We start from the raw sequence: 20,538 nt of genomic DNA, 5'->3' as shown, positions 1-20,538 counted from the left end.
CGGGCCTTCACCCACATGCAATACCCAGAATGCTTCCCGAAGCGGACGCTGACGCGCTGCATCCTGCTCGGATTCGGCGCGATGTCCGCGGCGCACGCGGCCGACACGAAATTCGACGTGGAGACGCTCAAGTCGATGGGTATCTCGCCGGCCGTGGCGGATTACTACAGCGCCGAGCCGCGGTTTCCGTCCGGCGCGAACTCGGTGACGCTGATCGTCAACGGAATGAGGATGGCGACGACAACGGTGCAGTTCGATCAGAACGGCGCACCGTGTCTGACGCACGAAGTGCTCGATCGCGCCAATGTCGAGTGGCCGGGACGCGAAGCGCCGACGGCCTGTGTGAACCTCAAATCGGTATATCCGGATGCGGTCGCGACGCCGAAGCCGTCGCAGAACATGCTCGAATTGCTCGTGCCGCCGGAAGCGGTGCGCTCAAGGGATCCGGCGCCCGTGTACGGGCAAGGCGGCCGGGGCGCGATGCTGAACTACAATCTGTTCACGGTTCGCACGCAGGCGCCCGGCTCGCATAGCAACACGTATTACGCAGACACGACGTTCGGCTTCAACGCGGGCGACTGGCTGTTTCGAAGTCACGAAATCTACTCGGGGCAGGACGGCAAGAGTCAGTTCCAGCATCAGGAAGCCTATATCCAGCGCACGTTCACGCAATACAAGTCGACGTTTCAGGCAGGCCAACTGAGTCTGCGCAGCAATCTGTTTTCCGCGCCGCTGTTTACCGGCGTGCAGTTTTTCCCGGAAATGCAGCTCGGGGAAGAGAGCAGCACGAGCGTCTCGGGCATCGCTCAGACGCCATCGCGGGTCGAAGTGCGGCAAGCCGGCGTGCTGATCTATTCGACACTGGTTCCGTCCGGGCCGTTTACGCTGAACCGGCTACCGCTGATCAACGGCAGCTCGGATCTGCAGGTCACCGTGATCGAGGCCAACGGTTCTCGGCACGGGTTCATGGTCCCTGCCGCGTCGTTCGCCAACAATTTTGTCTCGCCGGAGAAGGGCGTGTCGTTCGCGATGGGCAAGCCGCGAACGATCGGCGGCGACGTCTCGTATCTGCGGAGCAACTGGTTCGTGACCGCGACGGACGTGATGCCTCTGCCGCACATCCACGCGAACCTGACCACGGGCTTGCTGGTGGGGCAAGATTATCGGTCGGTCGGGCTGGCGGTGGACGGTTCGCCGACGCGGCGCGTTCGCGCATACGTGCGCTCGGTATTCGCGGACGATGCGCGCATCAACCACAAGGGCTTCAAGGGACAGTCGGGGATCAGCGCGATCCTGACCGAGGCGATGGCGCTCAGTGCATCGGTGACGCATCAGACGCGCGGTTACCGCGAACTGGCCGACTCGCCGAGCTATCTCGACCTGTACTACGCGAACACGAAGGACACGTTCAACACGACGGTGTCCTATTCGACGCAGAATTTCGGTGGATTCAGCGCCGGCTACACGCGCATTGCCAGTTTCGACGGTTCGAACAGCAACCGTGCGCTGCTCAGCTGGAACAAGAATTTCAAGAAGGTATCGGTGTCGGTGAGCGCGGATATCGGTTCCGGGCGCGGCATGTCGAACCTGTACTACGCGAACATCAGCTTCCCGATCGGCGACAACGCCGGATACGTGTCGGCCAACGTGTTCCGCACCGGCGACCAGACTCAGGCAGGCGTCACCTACGACCAGCAGGTCAACGACTACTTCGGCTACAACGTGGCTGCGGCGACGCAGGCGCCTGGCGGGTATCAGAACTACAGTGCGAGCGTTCGCGTGCTGCCCAAGTACACGCAGTTCGGCGCAACGGCCACTGCGACAAGCGACAGCGCGCAGTCCTATTCGGCAAGCCTGACCGGCGGCATTGCGTTCGACGGCATGCATCCGCTGTTCTCGCCGTATGCGATCGGCGACACCTATGCGGTCATGCAGGCAGGCGACCTGTCGGGTGCGCGCATCGTCACGCCGGCGGGCCCGGTATGGACGGACTATTCGGGGCGCGCCGTCGCGCCCAACCTGACGCCGTATCGCAACAGCCGTCTCGAGCTTGGCGTCGACGGGCTGCCGCGAAACGTGGAGGTGAAGGATGCCGTCAACGTGCTCGACGCGGGGCGCGGTTCGGTCGGCCGTGTGGCGTTCAAGGCGGTACGCATCCGTCGTCTTCTGCTGGCGGTGCAAGATGCCCAGGGCAAGTCGCTCGAAGGGGCGAGCGTGCTGGCGCCGGACGGGCGGTTCCTGACGATCGTCGGCCCCGAGAGCAAGTTGTTCATCGACGCCGAGCAGTTCGCAAGCGGCGCGCTTCAGCTCAAGCCCGAAACCGGGCCGGCGTGCTTCATTCACTTCAAGCCGAATGCGCATCCGGATGACGACGCGATCTACGAGACCGCGTCGATCGTGTGTGCGGGGAACTGATTCATGTCGAATCTATCGAGTACAAGCCAAACGCTGGTCGCGACAGTCATCGCGTGCTGCATGACGCCGGCGCACGCCGGCTTGCCGTTGCCGGGTCAGCCGTTCAATCAGGGTATGCCCGTCGTGCCGGGTCAGGCGCTCTCGCCAGGCCAGGTTATGGCGCCGGGCAGGAACATCACGTCATTCAACAAGGGGCCGTTCGGGCGTATCAGGCAAGCGATCGGCACGCCGGGGAACGCATCGTCCGAATGTGTGCTGACGCTGAGCAGCGCGAAGATCGATTTCGGGCGCTACAACAGCGGAGCAGCGGCAAACGCGGCACCCGGCACGCAGATCCCGATCGGCACCCGGGGGACGAGTTTGCAAGTCGCCTGCCCGCAGCCCGGGTATGTCGCGATCACGTTGCACGGGCAGACGCGTCCGGACGGGGCTCGATATGCGTTCGGGCAGTCGGGGGACGTGACCGTTACCGCACGTTCGGCACAAGCCGACGGGCGGACGATTCGCGTCGGGCTGGTCGACACGCCCGGACAGGTTCCGCAGACCTGGCAGGACGAAGTGAAGTGGCTGCCGGGGAAGACGCTGGTGCTGGGCGAGCCGAACGTTGCGCCGTTCAGTCAGGCGAGCGTTCAACTGACCGTCGACGCGAATCTCGACTCGACCAAGGCGCATCCGACCGGTGCGCTGTCACTGACGAATTCGCTTCAGTTCAGTCTGTTCCGCTGGGAAAAGTAGCGATGCGACGGCGAGGCAGGTTTCGACGGACGGCAACGGATCCATTGAGCGTATTGGGAGAAGCGATACGAAGCCATGTGTCGATGCCTGTCAGCCGAACTGGAACTGCATCCCCGAGGCAATGATCGATCGGAATCCTGGAGAAAATCGGTGACCAATACGCATCGCTATTCGACGGCGATCATGTCGGACGGACAACGCATCCTCGACTTCATCGATCCGGGCCGAGCCTACGAGCCGGCCGGATTGGCCAGCCAGCTCGGCATGGGAACCTCGGCGGTTCGGGCGTGGTTGGAACACTGGGTGGCTGCCGGCAAGCTCGAACACGGCATGTTTCAGAACGCCGACGGCGGCCGCCGGGCGTGTTTCTTTCTTCCTACGAGCAACACGCCGTTGTGTGCTCACGACGAAGCCCGGCGTGTGGTCGAGGTGCGTGCGCATCACGTACTCGCGGCGATGAAGCCGGGTGTCGGCCATCGTGTCCGGGAAATCGCGAAGCGGCACGTGCTGCCGCTACACCGGGCGACGGCGCTGCTTTCCCTGTTGCTCCGGGATGGGCGGGTGATCAAGAAAACGGCGGGCGGAACGCACCGCCGGCACGACCTGTACTACGTCGCGGGCACCGAGCCTGATTCCGTCACGCAGGTCGCGGCAACGCCTGCAACGGCGCATACGCACGCGACGGCACCGTTGTCCACTCAACCTGCGTACGACGCCGAATATGCCCGCGCGCTGCGATCGCTGCGCGACATCTGCATGGCGAACCGCGGTCGATCGTAGCCGGTTCATCGAGAGACGAATGCAATCGTTCATGTGAGCACGCCTGCCGCGAGGAAACGAATGAGCCGAATTCAACAGCGTCACAGAAGACGTATGGGCGAGCATCTGTTCAATCGCTGGATCGCTGCGGGGCGCTTCAACGGCGATATCGAGAACGCAGGCGGAAGTACGGCCAACGAACGAAGCCTGATGTGCGACATGCTGACCACCCGGCTGGCCGTCGCGTTTCTCAAGGGTGAGGTCGCCTGTGACGCCGGGCTTCGTGCGATGGGCAATCTGATCGTCGTTTCGAATACGCACTTGTCTCCGTTTTGCTGGGCGGTTTTCGAGGCATTTGCCGCCGGGATTTATGGAGCGGATGAAATCTCGATATATCTCGATCCGGTTCTGACGTTCACGATCCCGCAGATGAAACAGGCACTTGAGCGCCGCGAGAATGGGCGCGAAGCCGGTGCGCGGGCTTCCGGTTAGCGGGCGGGCCAGATCGAATTCCGCCGGGAGAGGTATTTTTCGGCATTGGTGATCGTCGATGTGTTTCGCAATGCTTATTTTGCAGTGGTGTGTTTGATGTTCGTTGTTTTTTTAAACATGAAGATCAGGATGGCTATGAAAAAATATGTGCAAATCAAATCGCGATCGGATGATTCAATTTCGAACGGTCGCGCGTGGCGTTTGCCGGCCGCGCTGGTGTTGAGCGCCGTGCTGTCGAGCGCATGCGGTGGCGACGACGGTCCGTCGGCCTCGTCGGCCGCGCCGGTCGAAACGCCGACCAACACGCCGACGCTCGCGGCCGACAAGCCGTACTTCGATCCGGTCGCCTACGGCAATCGAGCCGACGATTCGATCACCGATGCCAACGAAGACGGCGCGATAACCCATCACGTCGTGACACTCAACGGGACGCCAATCCAATACACTGCGACGGCCGGCCATCTCGTGACGACCGATCCCCATAGCTCGCAGCCAGACGCGAAAATCTTCTACGTCGCATACACCGCCGACGGCAAGGATGCGAACACGCGTCCAGTCACGTTCTTCTATAACGGCGGGCCGGGTTCCGCCGCGGTCTGGCTGTTGCTCGGCTCCTATGCGCCGAAGCGAATCAAGACCTCGATGCCCGTCTACACGCCGCCGGCGCCATACACGATCGAGACAAATCCCGACAGCTTGCTCGACAAGACCGATCTCGTGTTCATCAATCCGGTGGGCACCGGCTATTCGACGGCGATCGCACCGGCGAAGAACAGGAGCTTCTGGGGTGTCGATCAGGATGCGTCTTCGCTGAAGCAGTTCATCAAGCGCTACCTGACCGCGAACCAGCGCTGGAACTCGCCGAAATTTCTTTATGGCGAGTCGTACGGTACACCGCGTACCGCCGTGCTTGCGAATGCGCTGCACAGCGATGGCGTCGATCTGAACGGGATCGTGCTGCAATCGTCGATTCTCGATTTCCGCCACAGCGACGATCCGGTCGGCCTGCTACCGACTTACGTCGCCGATGCGTGGTATCACAAGAAGTTCACCGCGCCGACCCAGGCGACGACGCTTGCCGGCGTGATGTCGGAGGCCGCGCAGTTCGCGTCGGGTGACTTCGCGACGCTGGCGAAAGACGCGATCGCCGCGAATGCGGCGGCGACGGCAACACGCTACGACCCGATCCTGTCTGCCGGTATCGATGCGGCTTTCGCGGCGGCGGGCAGCCCGTCGTCGATGAAATGGACGGACATCATCGCGTACTTCGAGACGCAACCCAACGCAAGCGTGCTGCTCCAGAAAACGCAGGCGTATTTCGATGCTGCCGACGCGGTGTCCAATCTCCCGGCGCCGAGCGATGCTGCCGTGCAACGCGTTGCGCAGTACATCGGCATCGACGAGACGCGGGTGCGGGAGGCGAAACTGCTCGTCGATACCGACACGTTCCAGCGCAACCTCGTGCCGGGACGCAGCGTCGGTGCATATGATGGCCGCGTGACGACCACCAACCTGGGGGTGGCGGCCGACGTCAGCCTGATCAACAACGACGCATTCGATCGCGCAACGAACGGCGTATACATCGCTGCCTGGAACGTCTATTTGAATCAGGAGCTGAAATACACGTCGAACTCCGCGTTCACCGGCATCACCGACGTGTCGTGGGACTGGACGCACAAGGACCCGACCGGCAAGACGTCGCAAGGCCGCGGCAATCTAAACACGGTCACCGATCTGGCCGCGATCATGGGGATCAATCCCGACCTGAAGGTGTTCCAGGCGAGCGGCTATTTCGACGACGTGACGCCGTGGTACCAGACCCGGATCGACTTGCAGAACATGCAGATCGACCCCGCACTGCGCAAGAACCTGCAGATCAACGAGTATCCGTCCGGGCACATGATTTATCTCGATCCCGAATCGCGCACCGCGTTGCGCGGCGACCTGCTGAAATTCTTCCAGGCGGTCGGTTCGGATCGGGCGGCGATGACGCGCATCCTGCGGTTGCAGAAGGCAGGTCGCGGGATCTGACGCGCGTCGGGACGGACGGCGGCACGACGACGCCTTTCGTTCGATCGTGGACTGGCGATCTGCGCAGCCCCTTCGAGACGAACTCGGATCGTTGTGTCGGCGAGCCCCGCGACGCGTCGTCACGAACGGATCGCCGGCAAATCGCGATGAAGTCGGGGCGATTCGCGCAAGGAACGCGTCGATCATCCGGCGTGATCGACGCGTCGTCAGCGGCGCTTGCGGTCCGGTCGGCCGGTATCGGGTTGGCGATACGGCCGAGCCGTGTCCGGGTTCTTCGTTGCGCGGCGCCGCACGAGGAAAGCTAGACTCGCGTGCTGCTCGCCATCTGCACGGCGGGCCGCGACGCGCTTGATGAAGCGATCGAGCGGCGTCGCATAGCCGCGCGCGACGACTGCACTGAAACCTGCCGAAAGCACCAGATACGCGGCGAGCAGCGCGAGCTTGCCGTCGCCGTGCGTGGCGGACGGCGCCCAGAAGGTGCGCAGCATGCCGAGCACGATCAGATGGAACAGATACAGCTCGTAGCTGAGCCGGCCGCCCCAGCGCAGCGGCGCGAGCATGCGGCCGCGATCGGGGGTGCGTTCCGCATGCGCGCCGATCAGCAGCACGGCCGTGCCGAGCGCCATCGCGGAGACGCCGAACACATGGCTTTCGACGATCGGCCACGCGAGATAGAGCGCCGTCATCGCCGTTGCCGCGAGCCATTGCACGGGCGCCGCCGCGAGCACCTGCCAGCGCGCGCGTTCGGCCAACAGCGCGGTGCAGCAGCCGATCGCGATGCCGTCGAAGCAGGCGAAGTACGCGTACAGGAAGCCGCCTTCGTCGCCCGAATGCGTGTAGCGGTACACGGGGCCGATCGCGGCGACCAGCAGCCAGAACGCGAACAGCAACGCGTCGCGGCGCAGTGCGATGCACAGCAGCGGGAACGACAGGTAGAACACTTCTTCGACCGACAGCGACCACAGTACGCCGAGCGCGTAGTTGACCCATCCGTACGCGCCGATCAGCACGTTCATCCAGAACGTGAGCGACGCCAGGTTCACGAGCCAGTACGACACGGCGACGCCCTGCGGCGCATGGTTCGCGAAGATCGGCACGCCGGCCGCGGCCAGTCCGTTGACGAGCGCGAGCAGCAGAAGCAGGCACGGGACGATCCGCGCGATGCGCGACACGTAGAACGTGCGCACGTCGAGCGTGCCGAGGTTGCCCCAGCGGCGGCGCGTGTTCGACGTGATCAGGTAGCCCGAGATCGCGAAGAACATCGTCACGCCGTAATTGCCGTTGCGCACGATCGCATGGACCGTGTCCCAGCCGAGCACGCGTGCGAGCGCGGTATCGCGCAGCGGATACGCGATGTTGAAGTGATGCAGCAGGACGAGCAGGATCGATACGCCGCGCAGCAGGTCGATGCGGGCGTTGCGCGGGGCGGCGCTCATTGTGGCCGGGCCGGTTCGGCGAGCGCCGGCAGCGTCGCGAGAAACGTGTCGCGCGAGCGCAGGCCGGCATTCGGCGTATGCGCCTGCTCATCCTGGATCAGGTTCGCGAACACGAGCGTACGCGCCCCCTTCGTCGCCCAGCCGACGAACCAGCCGTACGCGTGCGCGGCGTCGTACTCGAGGCCCGGCGATGCGGTGCCCGTCTTGCCGTGCACGGTCCAGCCGCCCGGCTGCGCGTCGAGCAGCGTGATGCGCTCGGTCATGTCGTATGCGTGCGCGCTGACGGGCAGCGTGCGGCGCACGATCTTGCGCATGAACGCGACCTGTTCGAGCGGCGAGATCCGTAGCGACGAGTTGACCCATGCGCCCATCACGCCGGGCAGTTCGCCCTGCCTGCTGGTGACGTCGGCATTGCCGTAGCCGAACGCACTCGTGTACTGCTGGAAGCGCGCCTGCCCGAGCGCCTGCGTGACCTGCTCCGAATACCAGAAGATCGACAGCTTCATCCAGCGCGCCGGATCGGTCGGCTCGCGCCACGGCGCACCGCCCCAGTCGGGGTAGCCGGCGTGGAAGTCGAGCGTGGGCGTGTGCTCGTCCTTCAGCACGCCGGCGTCGAAGCCCATCAGGCCGATTGCGACCTTGAACGTCGATGCAGGCGTCACGCGGGTCGTGCAATCGCCTTGCTGCACGAGCACGTTGCCGGTGGCGGCGTCGGCGACGACGGTGCATACGGGATGGGCGCGAGGGGACGCGGCGACCACGAGGCCGGCGAAGGCGAGCAGCGCATGACGCCAGTGCTTCAAGTGCATCTCCTTGGAAAGCATGCGGAAGGTGTGCGGGGTGGGCGGGGAGCGGAAGGCCGTGCGCAATCGAAGCGACGGCCTGCATCGACGACGAGGTCGATCGCCGCCGTCGGGATGGCTCACAGTGTATCGGCGGATCGCCGGCTGTCGACCTGTCATGGTTGACGGGGCACGCGTGCGACCTTCGCCGGTTCCGGCGGTTCATGTCGTTCGCGCACCCGTTGCCGGGCCGATGAAAAAGCCCGCCGGCAGACCAGTGCCTGCGGGCGGGCGAAGACACCTCGCGCCGACCGGCGCGGGTATCGCGTGAAGAACGGAGAACGGGCTGGCGTCAGAACTTGTGGCGCAGCGCGAGCCGTACGGCCACCTGGTTCGACGTCGACGACGGCGCGTCCGTGCCGGGGATGAATGCGTTGTCGAGGATCGAGTTCGTCCGGTCGCCGGCGATGTGCTGGTACGCGGCCTGCACGTACACGTCGGTGCGCTTCGACAGATTGTAGTCGGCCATCAGCCCGACCGAATGGATCTTGGGCTTCGCGTCGCCGCTCGATGCGTCGTACTTCTCGAGCGACAGCACGTACTGCGCGCCGACCATGAACGCCGGCGTGATCTGGTACGAACCGTTCACCTCGAAGTTCTGGTACTTGATCGCGCTGACCGTCGCCCCCGGCGCGATGATCGCGCCCGGCGTGCCCAGGTAGCCGTTGCCGGTCGGGTTCTTGTAGTTCGAGTTCGTGTATGCGAAGCCGACCGTCGCCGGCCCGAACGTGTAGTTGATGCCCGCGCCGAACACGCGCATGCGCTCGGCGATGTAGCTCGCGTCGTTCGCGGTGATCGCGCCGGCCGAGCCGTTGCCCGGATGGTTCGCCTGCAGGTACGCGGCGCCGATCAGCAGCCCGCTGTTCTGGTACTGCGCGCCGAAGCTGTACGCGCGGTTGTCGGAGAAACCGGTGCTGTTGCTGAAGCTGTATGCGCCGCCGAACTGGAAGCCGCCGAAACTCGGGCTCGCGTATTTCACCGTGTTGTCGAGGCGGAACGAGTTGTCGGTGTTGTCGTTGTCGAACGGGTGCGCGAGCAGGTAGCCGCCCCAGTTGCCGTTGGCGGTGGTCGGCGCGAGATAGTCGACGACGGAATCGTACTGGCGGCCGAACGTCAGCGTGCCGTACTGCGCCTGGCTCAGGCCGACGTAAGCCTGGCGGCCGAACATGCGGCCGCCCTGGCCGAGCCGGCCGCTGTTCACGTCGAAGCCGTTTTCGAGCTGGAAGATCGCCTTCATGCCACCGCCGAGATCCTCGCTGCCCTTCAGGCCCCAGCGGCTGCCCTGCGCGTAGCCGCTGGCCATTTCGTAGACGTGGCCGGTGCCGACGTTGTTCGTGTAGTTGAGGCCTTCGTCGATCACGCCGTACAGCGTGACGCTGCTTTGCGCGAACGCGGGCACGGCGAAGGTTGCCGTTACGGCGAGCGCCGTCAGGGTCTTTTTCATTGATGAGATCTCCGGGATATCCAGCTTGTATCGGTTGTCGTGAGCGCGTCCGGCGAGGCGCGCCCCGTCATCCGGGGCGATCCGGCGCAGCGCGTGCGGCGCCGGATCGCGCAACGCGCGGCGGCGCGGCACCCGGCAACGTCGGGTCGTGTCTCCTCCGATGACACCGCGCATTCTTCCGAAGCCGAAACGGAATCGAAAGCGAGTAATTTCGATGGATGGGATCGGGTTCGCCAATGGGGGCGCGACGGGCGGTTTCGACAGTGGACGCGGGCGGCCCGGCGCCACGATTCGAGATCGCCCGGGCAACGGGCGAGCGCCACGCATTGCCGCCCGCGCCGGGGCCGTGGCCGCACGACCGGAAAACGGCCGGCAGGCCCGCCGCACGGGCCTCGCGGCGCGTCGGGCGATCGATTGGCGCAGCCGATTGCAATGATCGGAATTACTCGTTTCCCTAAACAAATTGGCGGCTCAAACATGCAGGCTGACCGGGCGTGGACGCATTCGCGATGCGCCGGTCGCCGCGCCTGCCGCGACGCACAAACAACAGATTCGATTTGGAGACGACCCACCATGCAGATTCGACGACTGAAAACGGCCCTTCTCGCCGCCGCGGCGATCCTGTCCGCGCCCGCGGCCCACGCGGCCGGCGGCGCGTGCACCGACGGCAAGACGGTCCATTTCGCGAGCATCACGTGGGAGAGCGGAGCGTTCGCGACCGAGGTGCTGCGACAGATCATGGAGAAGGGCTACGGCTGCAAGACGGACGTCGTGCCGGGCAGCACGGCCGCCACCGAAACCGCGCTCGCACGCAACGACCTGCAGATCTGGGCCGAGCAGTGGACGGGCCGCAGCGAGATCACCGCGAAGGCGGTCGCGTCGGGCGCCGTGAAGCTGATCGGCGACACGCTGCCGGGCGGCACGACGGAAGGCTGGTTCGTCCCCGACTACGTGGTGAAGGGCGATCCGGCGCGCCACATCAAGCCGGTCGCGCCGGGGCTCGTGTCGGTCGACGATCTGCCGAAGTACAAGCAGGTATTCGCCGACGAGGAGGAGCCGGACAAGGGCCGTTTCCTGAATTGCCCGACCGGCTGGGACTGCGAGCGCGTGAACACGCGCCTGCTGCGTGTGCTGAAGCTCGACCAGTCCTACACGAACTTCCATCCGGGCACGGGCGCGGCGCTGGACGCGGCGATCGCGTCCGCGTACCAGCGCGGCGCGCCGATCGTGTTCTATTACTGGGGCCCGGCCGCGCTGATGGCGAAGTACAAGTTCACCGCGCTGAAGATGCCGGCCTATAACGAAGCATGCTGGAAGACGTTGCGCGACGAGAGCAGCACGCACCAGTGCGCGTCGTCGTACATGGTGTCGCGGCTGACGGTCGGCGTGTCGAAGCCGTTCGCCGATGCGAACCCCGATCTCGTCGGCGTATTCGGCAAGGTGCGTTTCCCGATGGACTTCCTGAACCAGACGATCCTCGAGATGACGACGAAGAAGATCGATGGCGCGGCGATGGCCACGCAATTCCTGAAGACCCGCCCGGACATGTGGAAGCAGTGGGTGCCGGCCGACGTCGCGCAGAAGATCGCCGGCAGCCTGAAGGGCGCGTAACCTGCGCGCGGCGGCGGGCCCGCGCCTGCCGCCGCCGTCATGCGCCTTCGCGGCGCGACGGAGAATCAACATGGACGGTTTCTTTCTGCACCTGTCGATCGCCGACTGGGTCAACGGCGCGCTCGAGACGTTCGTCGCGCAATACGGCGACGGCTTCCATCGTTTCAGCGTGCTGGTCCTGCGCTACCTGCTCGTGCCGCTCGAAGGCGCGCTGCGCGCGGCGCCGCCGTGGCTCGTGCTGCTGGTCGTCGGCGCGATCGCATGGAACGCGACGCGCCGCATCGGGCTCGGCGCGCTCTTCATGCTGCTGCTCTATGCGATCGGCTGCTTCGGCCTGTGGGACAAGCTGATGCAGACGCTCGCGCTGATGCTCGTCGCGACGGTGCTGTCGGTCGCGGTCGGCGTGCCGCTCGGCATTCTCGCGTCGCGCAGCGCCTGGCTGCGCAGGATGCTGTTGCCGGTGCTCGACGTGATGCAGACGCTGCCGAGCTTCGTGTACCTGATTCCGGTGCTGATGCTGTTCGGGCTCGGCAAGGTGCCCGCGATCCTCGCGACGATCATCTACGCGCTGCCGCCGCTGATTCGCCTGACCGATCTCGGCATCCGCCAGGTCGATCCGGACGTGACGGAAGCCGCGCGCGCGTTCGGCACCACGCGCTGGCAACTGCTCGTCAACGTGCAGTTGCCGCTGGCGCGGCCGAGCATCATGGCCGGCATCAATCAGACGACGATGATGGCGCTGTCGATGGTCGTGATCGCGTCGATGATCGGCTCGCGCGGGCTCGGCGAGGACGTGCTCGCCGGCATCCAGACGCTCGACGTCGGCAAGGGCACACAGGCCGGCCTCGCGATCGTGATTCTCGCGATCGTGATCGACCGGATCAGCCAGGGCTTCGGCCAGGAGCGTCGCGCCCGGCGGCGGCTCGCGCAGCAGCGCCGGCAGCGGGGCGCGTCGCGCGTGCCGTACCGGCTGCCGGGCAAGGCGCCGGCCGCGGGCGTCGATTCGAATCGGGCGGCGCAATCGTCGCGCGCATAGGAACGGAGGCGAACATGGCGACCATCGACGTCAAACACGTGTACAAGCTGTTCGGGCCGCAGGCCGCGCATGCGCGCGTGCTCGACCTGCTGCGGGCCGGCAAGCGCAAGGCCGACGTGCTGGCCGAAACGGGCTGCAACGTCGGGCTCAACGACGTGAGCCTCGGCATCGCGTCGGGCGAGATCTTCGTGATCATGGGGCTGTCGGGTTCCGGGAAGTCGACGCTCGTGCGGCACTTCAACCGGCTGATCGAGCCGACCGCCGGCGAGATCGTGATCAACGGCCGCGACGTGATCAAGCTCGATGCGCACGGGCTGCGCGAGTTGCGCCGCTACAAGGTGAGCATGGTCTTCCAGAACTTCGGGCTGCTGCCGCACCAGACGGTGCTCGACAACGCCGCGTATGCGCTGCGCACGCGCGGCGAGAAGCGGCACGACGCGGCCGACGCGGCGCGCAACTGGCTGACGAAGGTCGGGCTCGACGGTTACGGCGACCATTATCCGGACGAGCTGTCGGGCGGCATGCGCCAGCGCGTCGGGTTGGCGCGCGCGCTGGCGGCCGACACCGACGTGCTGCTGATGGACGAGGCGTTTTCCGCGCTCGATCCGCTGATTCGCACCGAGATGCAGGATCAGTTGCTCGAACTGCAGGCGACGCTCGCGAAGACCATCGTGTTCATCACGCACGATCTCGACGAGGCGCTGCGCATCGGCGACCGGATCGCGATCCTGCGCGACGGCACGCTCGTGCAGGTCGGGACGCCGGACGACATCCTGTCGCGGCCGGCGGACGACTATGTGAGACGGTTCGTGGAGAAGCGCACGAGCGTGGCTTGAGCGGCCGGATCGCTGCGTGAATGAAATACGGCGCATCGCGATGAGCGGTGCGCCGTTTTTTACAGGGTTCCGCCGACCGGATTCGTGCGACGAGCGAGCGTTTCCGATCGGTTGCCGATGCAGCGGACGCGTCGGCACCTGCCTTCACGCCGCGCCCGCCTACTTGGTGCCGAGCACACAGGCAAGCGGATGCGACGCCGTGCCGTTGCGCTGCACGGCGACGGACCCGAAGCCCGCGTCGCTCATCAGCCGCGCGAGCTTGTCGGGGCGATGGGCATCGTAGGGCGCGCGGTCGAGGTCGCGGACGGTGATCGCGACGATCCCGCCGCGCCGGACGACGCGCCGCAATTCGCTCAGGCCGTGTGCAGGCGCGGGCCAGAAGTAGATGCAGTTGATCGAGAACGCCTTGTCGAACGCGTCGTCCGGGAACGGCAGCGCGTCGACAGAGCCGAGCGCGAGGCTCACGCGCCCCTGGTCGATGGGCACGCGGTTCAAGCGTTTCGCGGCGGCCAGCATGGTCAGCGAGTGATCGACGCCGGCGACGTGGCAGGACGGCGCCGCTTCGGTCGCGAGCCGGATCGCGTCGCCGGGGCCGAACCCGACTTCGAGTACCCGGTCGCTGTCGCCGATCGCCAGCAGCGACAGGGTCCAGACGTTGTCCAGCCGGTTGTGCCGGCGCATGATGCGGCCGACGATGCGCCCGGCGAGGCCACGCGGCCGGCCGGGTTGCCCGAGATGAGTCGCCATGATGTGCTCTCCTTTCCGGCCCGGGCGAGCAAGCGGCGTGCCGCCGGCAGGGCCGCTGCGGCGGCAGGGGAGAGCGGGGAGCCGCGCGGGCCCCGTTCGCGGGATCAGGGCGCGACGGTTTCCCGTTCGCCCTCGCGCGCGCCGGTCGTCTCGCCGCGCCGCGCGTCGGCCAGAATCAGGTCGGCCCCTTTCTCCGCGACCATCATCGTCGGCGCGTTGATGTTGCCCGACGTGATATTCGGAAACACCGACGCATCGACGATCCGCAGCGCCTGCAGCCCGTGCACGCGCAGCGACGCATCGACGACGGACGTCGCCGCGTCGGGACCCATCGCGCACGAGCCGCACAGGTGGTAGATCGAACCCGACTGCTCGCGGAAGTATTGCAGCATCGCTTCATCGGAATCGACTTGCGGGCCCGGCGAAATTTCCTCGACGGTCATCGATTTCAACGCCGGCGCGCGCATCAGCGCACGGATCAGCTTGCTGCCCTGCACGGCTTCGTCGAGATCCTTCTGCGTGGTCAGCGCGTTGATGTGGATCCTCGCGGCATCCTCCGCGCGGTTCGACGCGATCTCGATCGTGCCGCGGCTCGTCGGCCGGCACGGGTTGAACGCGATCAGGAAGCCCGAATACGGCTCGGGCTTGATGCTCGCGCGCTCGCTCTTCGGGATCCGGTACGACAGCGGGTTGAAGTAGAGCTGCAGGTTCGGTTCGTGCGCGTCGCCCGACCCGCGAAAGAAGCCGCCGGCCTGGTTCACGCTCATCGCGAGCGGGCCGCGCTTCGTCAGCAGGTAGCGCAGCCCGATCTTCATCTTGCCGAGCAGCGTGCCCATCTCGTCGTTCAGCGTCGGCCGGTTCGCCTTGAAGTAGAAGCTCACGCACAGGTGATCCTGCAGGTTGCGGCCGACGGCCGGCAGCGCATGCACGAGCGGCACGTGCCGGCGCGCGAGCAGCGCCGGATCGCCGACGCCCGACAGTTGCAGCAGCTTCGGCGTATCGACCGCGCCGGCGGCGAGAATCACCTCGCGCGCGGCGACGAGCGTTTCGTCGCCGTGCTCGCCGGCGACGACCACGCCGGTCGCACGCGTGCCGTCGAACGTCACGCGCCGCACGAGCACGCCGGCACGCAGCGTGAGATTCGCACGACCCAGCGCGGGCCGCAGGTACGCGAAGCTGCTCGAACAGCGTTCGCCGTGCTTCGTGTTCAGGTCGTAGATGCCCGCGCCTTCGAACTGCGCGCCGTTGAAATCGTCGGTGCGCGGCAGGTTCAGTTGCCCGCAGCCCTTCAGGAACTCGTGGACGATCGGATGGACGTCGGCCTTCATCGACGTGACGTGGATCGGCCCGGTCGCGCCGTGATGCTGCGGATCGGTCGTGCCGGCCGCGTGGGTTTCGAGCTTGCGGAAGTACGGCAGCACGTCGTCGTACGCCCAACCCGGATTGCCGGCGCTCGCCCAGTCGTCGAAGTCGCTGCGCTGGCCGCGCACGTAGACCATCGCGTTGATCGAGCCCGATCCGCCGACCACCTTGCCGCGCGGGCAGTACAGCTTGCGCTCGGCGAGCTGCGCTTCGGGCTCGCTGTAGTACATCCAGTTGTAGCGGCGGTTGTAGTAGGTCTTCGTGAAGCCGACCGGTACCTTGAACCAGAACGACGCGTCGCGCTCGCCCGCTTCGAGCAGCAGCACCGAGTGCCGGCCCGATTCGCTCAGGCGATTCGCGAGGATGCAGCCGGCCGAGCCCGCGCCGACGATGATGTAGTCGTAGGTCATGTCGCTTCCTCTGCGCTCAGCCCTTCGCCGGGGCGAGGTCCTTCACGTCGACGGGCTTCTCGCCCATCTGCAGGTGCAGTCGCTCGCCCGTGTACGGCGTGTGGCGCTTCACGACGTCCATGTTCAGTTCGATGCCGAGGCCCGGCTCGTTCGACGGAACGATGTAGCCGTCTTCCCAGCGGATCGGCGTCTTCACGACTTCCGAATGGAAACCGCCCCACGTCATGATGCTTTCCTGGATCAGGAAGTTCGGCGTGCAGGTCGCGAGCTGGATGCTCGCGGCAGCGCCCACCGGCCCGTTGTACAGGTGCGGCGCGATCTGCGCGTAGTGCACTTCCGCGAGCGTCGCGATCTTTTTCGCTTCGAGCAGGCCGCCCACGCGCGCGACGTTCAGTTGCAGGATCGATGCGCCGCCCGCCTGCAGCAGCTTGTGGAATTCGTACTTGGTCGTCAGGCGCTCGCCGGTCGCGATCGGAATCGACGTGTGCTTCGCGACTTCGGCGATCGCTTCTTCCTGTCCGGGCGGCACCGGCTCCTCGAACCACAGCGGGTCGTACTTTTCGAGCCGCTTCGCGAGCCGGATCGCCGACGACGGCACCATCTGCCCGTGCGTGCCGAACAGCAGGTCGGCCTTGCTGCCGACGGCTTCGCGCACGCGCCGGCAGAACAGTTCGCAGCGGTCGAGGACTTCGAGCGACAGCTGGTGGCCGGAATAGGCGGTGTACGGGCCGGCCGGATCGAACTTGACGGCCGTGAAGCCGAGCTTCACGTTCTCGGCCGCGCATTCGGCGGCCAGGTCGGGATCGTCGTAGTCGTATTCGCCGCGCGCGTTCTTCGGATACAGATACGTGTACGAGCGCAGCCGCTCGTGGATCCTGCCGCCGAGCAGTTCGTACACGGGCTTGCCGGCCGCCTTGCCGACGATGTCCCAGCACGCCATTTCGAGGCCGCTGACCACGCCCATCATCGTCAGGTCCGGCCGCTGCGTGAAGCCGCTCGAATACGCGTGGCGGAACAGCCGCTCGACGTGGTGCGGGTCGTGGTTCAGCAGGTAGCGGTCGAACACGTCGTCGATGATCGGGCCCATCGCCTTCGGGTGGAACGTCGCCGAATAGATCTCGCCGACGCCTTCGATGCCGTCGTCGGTCTTCAGTTTCACGAAGATCCAGTACATGCCGCCGATGTGCGGCGGCGGCACGGCGACGATATGGGTTTCGAGCGAAACGATCTTCATGCGGACTCCTGGATGCGGTTGAGGCGGGTTTTGAGGAACGCGGCGGCGCCCGCTCCGCAGAGCGCCACGGCCGCGATATAGCCGAAATAGAGCTGGTAGCCGTGCGCGCCCGGCCAGGTCTGGGTCACGTAGCCGTTGATCAGCGGCACGAACACGTCGGGCGAATAGCCGAGCACCGAGATCAGGCCGATCGCGAGGCCCGCGCAGTGCGTCGGCACCTTGCAGTCGTCGAGCAGCGACCAGTACAGGCCGCGGATCGCGTAAGTGAGGATGCCGATGAACAGCACGAGCACGACGAGCATCGCCTGCGGGCTGTGCGCGGGCGCCGCGATCAGCCCGACCAGCGACAGCGCGGCGAGCACGAGCGCCCAGAACAGCACGGACACTTTCGACACGCGGTCGCCGAGGAAGCCGCCGCCGATGCCGCCGACGGGGCGCATCCACAGCTTGAGCGTCGTGATGAAGCCGGCCGCCGTCGCGCTGAGCCCGAAATTGCCTTCGTGCAGGTACGCCGAGAAGCTGTAGGTGGCCCAGAACACCTGGTAGCCGCAGAACACGATCGCGGCGACGAGCCACAGCTCGGGGATCGCCGCGAGCGTTTTCAGGTCGCTCAGGACGTTGTCCCTGGCGCGCTTGATGGCGGCCGTACGGTCGTCGGTGCGCGCCGGATCCTTCACCAGCGCGAGCACCACGCCGAGCCCGATGCAGCAGAGCGCGTACAGGTGCACGACGAGCTTGAAGCCGGCCGCGTCGGTGCCGCCGTGCGTGTGCGTCACGTACGCGAACAGCGTGATCGCGATCGTCGCGAGCAGCGCCTCGACGAGCCCGCGGCCGCCGTCGAGCAACCCGAAGAAGCGGCCTTGTTCGTCGCGGCCCGCGATCATGTTCACGCGCTTGATCACGGCCGCCCAGAACGTGAGGCCGGTCGTCAGCCCCCAGCCGGCGAAGATCGCCACGAGCGTGTTGAACGACGGCCCGGTCGCGTAGATCAGCCCGAGCGCGCCCGTCGCGAGCAGCGAGAAGCAGATCAGCCAGCGCGGCGACAGGCGGTCGGCGAGCCAGCCGCTCGGCAGGTAGCTGACGAGAAAGATCGTGCCGAGCGACGAGTACAGGTAGCCGAGCTGCACGTCGTCGATCCGGAAGAACTGCAGCATCGTCGGCTGATACACCTGCCGCAGATACAGCATTGGATAGATCGCGCCCGCGGCAATCACGAGCAGCAGCAGTTGCAGGTAGCGTTGCGAGCGCGAATGTTGTGACGCGTGGGCGTCGTCGTGCAACGCGAGCGACGCGGCGGGCGTCGACGGTTGGGTCGGCATGATGTCTTCCTCCATCAGACTTCCGCGGTTCGGAGGTCTGCAGATTTGTTTTGTGTCGGATCGGATCAGGGGCGGTGCGCGCGCCGGCGACGGTGCGCCGGCGCGGCGGCGTCAATACTTCATGACGACGAGGCGCGTCTGCGTGAATTCGAGCATGCCGTGCTTGCCGTCGTCGCCGCCGAGGCCCGAGCGCTTCCAGCCGGCGTGGAAGCCCTGATACGGATCGGCCGGCGTGCGGTTCACGTACAGCTCGCCCGCCTCGATCGCGTTCGCGACGGTCATCGCGGTGCGGTAGCGCTCGGTGTAGAGCACCGACGACAGGCCGAACTGGTGATCGTTCGCGAGGCCGATGGCCTCGTCGAGCGTCGTGTAGCGCAGCACCGGCATGACCGGGCCGAAGGTTTCCTCCTGCACGATTTCCATGTCCTGGCGGCAGTTCGTCAGCAGCGTGGCCGGGTAGAAGAAACCGGGGCCGTCGGGGATCGTGCCGCCGGTTTCGAGCGTCGCACCCGCCGCGACCGCGCGTTCGACCATTCCGTGGATGTGCGCGCGCGCGGCCGCACTGACGAGCGGGCCCATCCGCGTGGCGTCTTGCGCGCGGTCGCCGCTGCGCACGGCGGCCATCTTGTCCTTCAGCAACGCGACGAAGCGGTCGTGCACGCTGTCGTGCACGTACACGCGTTCGATCGCCGTGCACAGCTGGCCGCAATGCGTCGTCTTCGATGCGACGAGCGCGGCGGCCGCGCGTTCGAGATCGGCGTCGGGCTCGATGATCGCGGGCGTCTTGCCGCCGAGCTCGAGCGACGGCTTCGCGATGTTCGCCTTGCAGTAGTCGAGCACCTTGCGGCCCGCGTTCACGCTGCCGGTAAGCGTGATCATCCCGACCGCCGGATGCGTGCACAGCGCTTCGGCCGTCGCATGGTCCATCGTCAGGATGTTGACGACGCCCGGCGGGAAGCCGGCCTCGTCGACGGCCTTCGCGATCTCGAACGCCGACACCGGCGTGTGATTGCTCGGCCGCACGACCACGGTGTTGCCGGCGATCAGCGCGGGCGCGACCTTGCGCAGCAGCGTGTACACGGGATAGTTGAACGGGATCAGGCACGCGACGACGCCGATCGGTTCGCGCTGCAGGAACAGGTTCTCGTCGGGCGTATCGCTCGGAATGATCTCGCCCTCGATCCGGCGCGCCCACTCGGCGTGGTAACGCGTGATCTGCCCGGCGTAGACGGCTTCGTTCGATGCGTCCTCGACGCTCTTGCCGGATTCCTGCGCGAGCGCCGCGCCGATCTGGGGCGCGCGCGCGGTCAACGCGTCGGCGAAGCGGTGCAGGTATGCGGCGCGCTCGGCGCTCGGCAGCGTGCGCCACGCCTTTTGCGCGGCGGCGGCAGCGTCGACGGCGGCGAGCGCGTCGGCCGGCGTCGCGGCCGGCACGCGCGCGAACGGCGCTTCGGTGGCGGGGTTGCTGACGACGATGAACGTGTCGCTTTCCGGGGCGACGAAACGGCCGTTCACGTAGTTGCGTTCGGTGCGCATGAAGTGACTCCTCCGATGGATGCCGGCGGATCGCTTCGGGTGGCGACACGCGTGGCACGGGATGGAGTCATTCTCTTCATGCGTTTATCGCACGACAAACGACTTATTTTTGCGTCGACCATGAGAAAAACGCACGTTACTCGGCGAATCGGCCGGAATCGCCCGTCAGGCAAGGCGATGACGGCTGGCGGCGTGCGTGGCGAAGGTGTGAGCCTTCGGGTATTTTCCGACTGGTCCGAGTGCGGACGGACGCGCGAGCGGGTAAGGTGTCGCCCGCGGACGCGTCCGTATCC

At 66.1% G+C, this 20,538-nt stretch carries 15 protein-coding genes and 1 pseudogene; 8 read left to right on the top strand and 8 right to left on the bottom strand.

What is annotated here, in order from left to right:
• Positions 1-15 precede the first annotated feature (15 nt).
• The 5 genes and pseudogenes from WS95_RS32015 to WS95_RS36210 all read left to right on the top strand — a co-directional run.
• Positions 16-2,415, top strand: coding sequence for a fimbria/pilus outer membrane usher protein (locus WS95_RS32015; protein WP_059828219.1), 2,400 nt, complete (start codon positions 16-18; stop codon positions 2,413-2,415).
• Between the two features lie 3 nt (positions 2,416-2,418).
• On the top strand, positions 2,419-3,150 hold the full coding sequence (locus WS95_RS32010; protein WP_156444632.1) for a hypothetical protein: 732 nt from the start codon (positions 2,419-2,421) through the stop codon (positions 3,148-3,150).
• 150 nt (positions 3,151-3,300) lie between these two features.
• On the top strand, positions 3,301-3,930 hold the full coding sequence (locus WS95_RS32005; RefSeq protein WP_059828215.1) for a FeoC-like transcriptional regulator: 630 nt from the start codon (positions 3,301-3,303) through the stop codon (positions 3,928-3,930).
• Between the two features lie 60 nt (positions 3,931-3,990).
• Complete coding sequence (locus tag WS95_RS32000) at positions 3,991-4,401, top strand: hypothetical protein (protein WP_156444629.1); 411 nt, start codon at positions 3,991-3,993, stop codon at positions 4,399-4,401.
• A 219-nt stretch (positions 4,402-4,620) separates the two neighbouring features.
• Positions 4,621-5,523, top strand: a pseudogene (locus WS95_RS36210) (S10 family serine carboxypeptidase-like protein); the annotation flags it as partial.
• A 1,115-nt stretch (positions 5,524-6,638) separates the two neighbouring features.
• On the opposite strand, the gene WS95_RS31990 reads toward WS95_RS36210, so the two are convergent.
• From WS95_RS31990 to WS95_RS31980, 3 genes are all read right to left on the bottom strand, one after another.
• The gene (locus WS95_RS31990; RefSeq protein WP_257139988.1) at positions 6,639-7,868 is read right to left on the bottom strand and encodes an acyltransferase family protein; all 1,230 of its coding nucleotides are present in this window, start codon (positions 7,866-7,868) and stop codon (positions 6,639-6,641) included.
• A complete protein-coding gene (gene blaOXA / locus WS95_RS31985; protein ID WP_257139987.1) occupies positions 7,865-8,671 on the bottom strand; it encodes an OXA-1043 family class D beta-lactamase in 807 nt (268 codons plus the stop codon). The genes WS95_RS31990 and blaOXA overlap by 4 nt, the downstream gene beginning before the upstream one ends.
• A gap of 331 nt (positions 8,672-9,002) precedes the next feature.
• A complete protein-coding gene (locus tag WS95_RS31980) occupies positions 9,003-10,154 on the bottom strand; it encodes a porin (RefSeq protein ID WP_059795019.1) in 1,152 nt (383 codons plus the stop codon).
• Positions 10,155-10,727: 573 nt separating this feature from the next.
• Here WS95_RS31980 and WS95_RS31975 point away from each other — a divergent pair.
• The 3 genes from WS95_RS31975 (at position 10,728) to WS95_RS31965 (ending at position 13,637) form a co-directional block, all read left to right on the top strand.
• Complete coding sequence (locus WS95_RS31975; RefSeq protein ID WP_059784891.1) at positions 10,728-11,765, top strand: ABC transporter substrate-binding protein; 1,038 nt, start codon at positions 10,728-10,730, stop codon at positions 11,763-11,765.
• Positions 11,766-11,835: 70 nt separating this feature from the next.
• On the top strand, positions 11,836-12,801 hold the full coding sequence (locus WS95_RS31970) for an ABC transporter permease (RefSeq protein ID WP_059828209.1): 966 nt from the start codon (positions 11,836-11,838) through the stop codon (positions 12,799-12,801).
• A gap of 14 nt (positions 12,802-12,815) precedes the next feature.
• Positions 12,816-13,637, top strand: coding sequence for a quaternary amine ABC transporter ATP-binding protein (locus WS95_RS31965; protein WP_059828207.1), 822 nt, complete (start codon positions 12,816-12,818; stop codon positions 13,635-13,637).
• A gap of 159 nt (positions 13,638-13,796) precedes the next feature.
• Here WS95_RS31965 and WS95_RS31960 read toward each other — a convergent pair whose 3' ends face one another.
• The 5 genes from WS95_RS31960 to aldA all read right to left on the bottom strand — a co-directional run bounded on the left by WS95_RS31960 (position 13,797) and on the right by aldA (position 20,245).
• Positions 13,797-14,384 (bottom strand): class I SAM-dependent methyltransferase, encoded by a 588-nt coding sequence (locus WS95_RS31960; RefSeq protein ID WP_059828206.1) that lies wholly within the window; start codon positions 14,382-14,384, stop codon positions 13,797-13,799.
• A 104-nt stretch (positions 14,385-14,488) separates the two neighbouring features.
• A complete protein-coding gene (locus WS95_RS31955) occupies positions 14,489-16,156 on the bottom strand; it encodes a GMC family oxidoreductase (RefSeq protein WP_059828204.1) in 1,668 nt (555 codons plus the stop codon).
• 16 nt (positions 16,157-16,172) lie between these two features.
• Positions 16,173-17,390 (bottom strand): mandelate racemase/muconate lactonizing enzyme family protein, encoded by a 1,218-nt coding sequence (locus tag WS95_RS31950; RefSeq protein ID WP_059828201.1) that lies wholly within the window; start codon positions 17,388-17,390, stop codon positions 16,173-16,175.
• On the bottom strand, positions 17,387-18,709 hold the full coding sequence (locus WS95_RS31945; RefSeq protein WP_179950247.1) for an MFS transporter: 1,323 nt from the start codon (positions 18,707-18,709) through the stop codon (positions 17,387-17,389). The genes WS95_RS31950 and WS95_RS31945 overlap by 4 nt, the downstream gene beginning before the upstream one ends.
• A 111-nt stretch (positions 18,710-18,820) precedes the next feature.
• Positions 18,821-20,245 (bottom strand): aldehyde dehydrogenase, encoded by a 1,425-nt coding sequence (gene aldA / locus WS95_RS31940; protein WP_059828199.1) that lies wholly within the window; start codon positions 20,243-20,245, stop codon positions 18,821-18,823.
• Positions 20,246-20,538 lie beyond the last annotated feature (293 nt).

Origin of the sequence: Burkholderia sp. MSMB1826 (genome assembly GCF_001526325.1) — a bacterium.
GTDB lineage: Bacteria > Pseudomonadota > Gammaproteobacteria > Burkholderiales > Burkholderiaceae > Burkholderia.
Note: the sequence above shows the minus strand (reverse complement) of the source record. Positions and strands in the feature narration are given on the sequence as shown.

Coding starts and splice junctions, on each gene's coding strand:
- WS95_RS32015 (WP_059828219.1), top strand. CDS start 16: ATGCAATACCCAGAATGCTTCCCGAAGCGGACGCTGACGCGCTGCATC.
- WS95_RS32010 (WP_156444632.1), top strand. CDS start 2,419: ATGTCGAATCTATCGAGTACAAGCCAAACGCTGGTCGCGACAGTCATC.
- WS95_RS32000 (WP_156444629.1), top strand. CDS start 3,991: ATGAGCCGAATTCAACAGCGTCACAGAAGACGTATGGGCGAGCATCTG.
- WS95_RS31990 (WP_257139988.1), bottom strand. CDS start 7,868: ATGAGCGCCGCCCCGCGCAACGCCCGCATCGACCTGCTGCGCGGCGTA.
- WS95_RS31980 (WP_059795019.1), bottom strand. CDS start 10,154: ATGAAAAAGACCCTGACGGCGCTCGCCGTAACGGCAACCTTCGCCGTG.
- WS95_RS31975 (WP_059784891.1), top strand. CDS start 10,728: ATGCAGATTCGACGACTGAAAACGGCCCTTCTCGCCGCCGCGGCGATC.
- WS95_RS31970 (WP_059828209.1), top strand. CDS start 11,836: ATGGACGGTTTCTTTCTGCACCTGTCGATCGCCGACTGGGTCAACGGC.
- WS95_RS31965 (WP_059828207.1), top strand. CDS start 12,816: ATGGCGACCATCGACGTCAAACACGTGTACAAGCTGTTCGGGCCGCAG.
- WS95_RS31960 (WP_059828206.1), bottom strand. CDS start 14,384: ATGGCGACTCATCTCGGGCAACCCGGCCGGCCGCGTGGCCTCGCCGGG.
- WS95_RS31955 (WP_059828204.1), bottom strand. CDS start 16,156: ATGACCTACGACTACATCATCGTCGGCGCGGGCTCGGCCGGCTGCATC.
- WS95_RS31950 (WP_059828201.1), bottom strand. CDS start 17,390: ATGAAGATCGTTTCGCTCGAAACCCATATCGTCGCCGTGCCGCCGCCG.
- WS95_RS31945 (WP_179950247.1), bottom strand. CDS start 18,709: ATGCCGACCCAACCGTCGACGCCCGCCGCGTCGCTCGCGTTGCACGAC.
- aldA (WP_059828199.1), bottom strand. CDS start 20,245: ATGCGCACCGAACGCAACTACGTGAACGGCCGTTTCGTCGCCCCGGAA.